The 3854-nt window shown below is 70.5% G+C and carries 3 protein-coding genes; all 3 read left to right on the plus strand.

Features of this window, described 5'->3' with window-relative positions; genetic code table 11:
- Positions 1–683, plus strand: a 683-nt coding sequence (locus AB0I72_RS28225; protein WP_358574115.1) for an ATP-binding protein, incomplete at its 5' end; no start/stop codon positions are given.
- Positions 683–3025: a type IV secretion system DNA-binding domain-containing protein gene (locus AB0I72_RS28230; protein ID WP_358574120.1), complete on the plus strand. Its 2343-nt coding sequence runs from the start codon at positions 683–685 to the stop codon at positions 3023–3025. The genes AB0I72_RS28225 and AB0I72_RS28230, both read left to right, overlap by 1 nt.
- The coding region (locus AB0I72_RS28235; RefSeq protein WP_358574117.1) for a replication-relaxation family protein at positions 3022–3854 on the plus strand (833 nt) is incomplete at its 3' end. The genes AB0I72_RS28230 and AB0I72_RS28235, both read left to right, overlap by 4 nt.

The following is a 3854-nucleotide window of genomic DNA, read 5'->3' on the forward strand; positions in this document are numbered from 1 at the left end:
CGGGGCGGTTGGCGGACCGGTTGGATCCCTTCGTCCACGGATCCCACGCGGCCCTGTTCAACGGTCCTTCGACTTCGACGGTGGACGGGCATCTGGCCGTGGTCTCGCTCAAGGAGTTGTCGGATGAGGTGCGCCCGGTGGGGGTGCTGTTGGCGTTGGACGCGATCTGGCGAAACGTCACCGGAGCCGGTCCGACGAGGCCTCGGATGGTCGTGGTGGACGAGGCGTGGCTGCTGCTCCAGGATCCGGCCGCGGCCCGCTATCTGGCCCGGCTGGCCAAGGCCGGGCGTAAGCACTGGGCGGGGTTGACCCTGATCACCCAGGACGTGGGCGATGTGCTCGGCACCGAGCTGGGGCGGGTGGTGGTGGCCAACGCCGCGACCCAGATCCTGCTGAAGCAGGCGCCGCAGAACCTCGACCAGGTGGCCCAGACGTTCCATCTCTCGGCGGGGGAAGCCCATCTGGTCGCCACCGCTGCACGGGGCAGCGCGATGTTGGTGGCGGGGCACCAGCGGGTGGGTTTCCATCCCCTCGCCTCACCGGCCGAGCATCGGCTGATCACCTCCGACCCCGCCGAACTCGCTGCCATCAGGTCCGAGGAACACGAGCGAAAGCAGTCGGAACGTCCAGACGACGGTTCCGATCACGGGACGGGCGAGTTCGAGGACGGGGCGGTGGCGTGATGGTCGACTTCTTGTTGGGCGGTGGGTTCTTCCTCCTCCTGGGCGCGATCCCCACGTGTGGCGTGTTGGTGTGCGCGGCGGTGTTGGGGGTGCGGTGGGCCCGCCACCGCTACCTGTCGAAGGGGGCGCGGGTGGTGGAGATCCTGCCCCCGCCCCAGGCCACGTTGGACAACGCCACGGAGTTTTGGAACCACACCCTGGGGTTGCTCAAGCCCCGCTGGTCGCGCTGGTTGATCCAGCCGCACCTGGCGTTGGAGGTCGTGGCTTCCGCTGCTGGGGTGCGGTTTCAGGTGTGGGTGCCCGGGATCGTGCCGCCGGGCGCGGTCGAGCGGGCGATCGCGTCGGCCTGGCCCGGCGCCACCACCTCCACCCGCACCTGCCACCCGGAAGAGTCCCCGCTCCCGGACGGGGCGTACACCACCGGGGGACATTTGCGGTTGGGGCGGGCCGAGGTGTTCCCGCTGCGCACGAAGTTCACCACCGACCCGGCCCGCCCCCTGTTGGGGGCGTTGGAGGACCTGGCCGAGGGCGAGCACGCCCTGGTGCGGGTGACCGCGCGCCCGGCGACGGGCTGGCGTCTGGCTCGGGCCCGTCAGGCGGCGGCCCGCCTGCACGGCCACCCCGGTCTGGCGACCACGCTGCTGGACACCGTAGACCCCACCGTCTCCGCCCAGCAGCGTCGAATGCCGGTGCTGCCGGGGACGGGGGATGATGTGCGGGCGATCCTGACCAAGGCTTCCTCGCCCCGGTTGGCGTGCGATGTCGCCTACATCCTCACCACCACCCACCAGGGCGAAGCGGCACGGGAGCGTCTGCGTGGGCGAGCCCATGGGGTGGCGTCGGCGTTCGCCGCGTTCACCTCGGGCACCAACCATCTGGACCGCCGGTTCATGCTCAAGCCCACCTGGTGGTCGGCCAACCGGTTCCTGGGCTACGGGTTCCTGCTCACCACCGCCGAGCTGGCCGGGGTGGCGCACCTGCCCACCGATGCCACCGTCCCCGGCCTGGTCCGCGCCGGGGCCCGGCCGGCCGCACCCTCGCCCGTGGTTCCGCGCGGGGGCGAGGGCACCCGGGTGATCGGCGACGCCGATGCCGGTGCTCCTCGTCCGGTCGCGGTGGGTGTGGCCGAGTCGCGCCAGCACACCCACATCCTCGGCAAGACCGGGTCGGGCAAGTCGACCCTGTTGGCGAACATGGTGCTCCAGGACGCCGAGGCGGGCCGGGCCGGGCTGGTGATCGATCCGAGGGGGGACCTGGTCACCGACATCCTGGCCCGCCTGCCCGAACACGCCGTCGACCGGGTGGTGCTGTTCGACCCCGACGACAAGGCGCTGCCGCCGAGGTTGAACCTGCTGCAGGGCGGGGATCCGGACTTCGTCTCGGACACGGTGGTGGGAATCTTCCGCCGCATCTACTCCGACTACTGGGGGCCGCGGACCGACGACATCCTGCGCGCCGCCACACTCACCCTGACCAGGGCTAAGGATCCCACCCTCACCCTCGGGCACATCCCGCGCCTGCTCGCCGACGACACCCTGCGCGGGGAGGTGATGGGCAAAGTCACCGCCCGGAGCGGGGACGACGAGGCCCTGAAGGACTTCTGGGGCTGGTACGGGGCGCTGACCGAGTCTGCTCGCAGCGCGGTGACAGGGCCGGTGCTCAACAAGTTGCGGACGGCTCTGCTGCGTCAGTGGGTGCGGCAGGTGGTGGCCTCTGGGCCGTCGACGGTCGATCTGCCGTCGCTGTTCGACTCCGGGCACCTGGTGTTGCTGCGGTTGCCTAAGGGCCGGTTGGGTGAGGACACCAGCTCGCTGATCGGGTCGTTCGCGCTGGCGGCCACGTGGCAGGCGGTGACCGCCCGCATCTACACCCCAGAACATCAGCGCGAGGACTTGTGTGCGTACGTGGACGAGTGTCAGAACTTCCTGAACCTGCCCGGGTCGCTGGAGGACATGCTGGCCGAGGCCCGCGGCTACCGGCTCGGACTGACCCTGGCGCACCAGGAGCTCGGGCAGTTGCCTGCGGATCTGCGTAAGGCGGTATCGGCGAACGCGCGCACGAAGGTGTACTTCACCGCCTCCCCCGACGACGCCGCGAGCCTGTGCCAGCACACGTTGCCGGTGTTGGGGGCCTATGACCTGACGAATCTGGGCGCCTACCAGGCAGCGGTGCGCCCGTTGGTGGGGGCCAAGGAGCAGGGGGCGGCCACGGTGCGCACCCGCCCACTCCCACCGGGAATCCGCGGTCGGGCGACGCAGGTGCGCAAGGCCGCGCGATGCCACGGACCGCAGGACGAGCAGCCCACCGCCGAAGTACGCGCGTCGAAGGGGGATCTGGCGTGACCAACAGCACCAGCGGTACGGGCCAGGGCGGGCACGTTCTGGAGCGCAGTGACTATGGGGCGGCTCTGGTCCGGTTGGCGCCTCGGGTGACTCCGAGGGATCGCCAGGTCCTGGCCGGATTGTATGACCACCACATCATGACCACCCACCACCTCCACCGGCTCTACTTCCCCGAAGCGGCGGGGCGGCGTGTGCGTCGACGGCTGCTCCTGCTCCACCAGTACGGGCTCCTGGACCGGTTCCGACCCCACCCTGGACGCCACGTCTCCGTGCACTGGATCCTCGCCCCGTTGGGGGCGGCGCTGGTCGCCGAACACCGTGACATCGAACTCAGCGAGTTGGGCTTTCGCCATGACCGGGTCCTGGCCTGGGCACACTCCAGGCGGCTCACACACATGCTCGGCCTGGTGGAATGCCTGACCCTGACCACCGAGGCCGCACGCGCCCACCCCGTGGGGCGCCTGGTGCGGTGGGACAACGAACGCGAGTGCGTACGCCGGTGGGGGCGTTACATCCGCCCGGACGCCTACATGCGCTGGCACCAGGGGGCCGTGGATCTGGACGCGTTCTGGGAGTACGACACCGGCACCGAGCCCTTGACCAAGGTGCAGCGCAAGATGAGCGGGTACGCCCGCCTGGCCAGGGAGAGCAAGCTGCCGTCGATCGTGCTGTTCGCGGTCCACTCCGACCAGCGCGAAGACCATCTGGCCGAGCGGCTGCGCTCGGATGCCTCCGAGCAGGTGGGGGTGTACATCACGACCCACGCCCGGCTGGGCGCACAGGGCCCGGCGGAGGCGGTGTGGCGGACCACGGATACCTCTGACCGGTT

Origin of the sequence: Nocardiopsis sp. NPDC049922, assembly GCF_040660275.1 — a bacterium.
Taxonomy (GTDB): domain Bacteria; phylum Actinomycetota; class Actinomycetes; order Streptosporangiales; family Streptosporangiaceae; genus Nocardiopsis.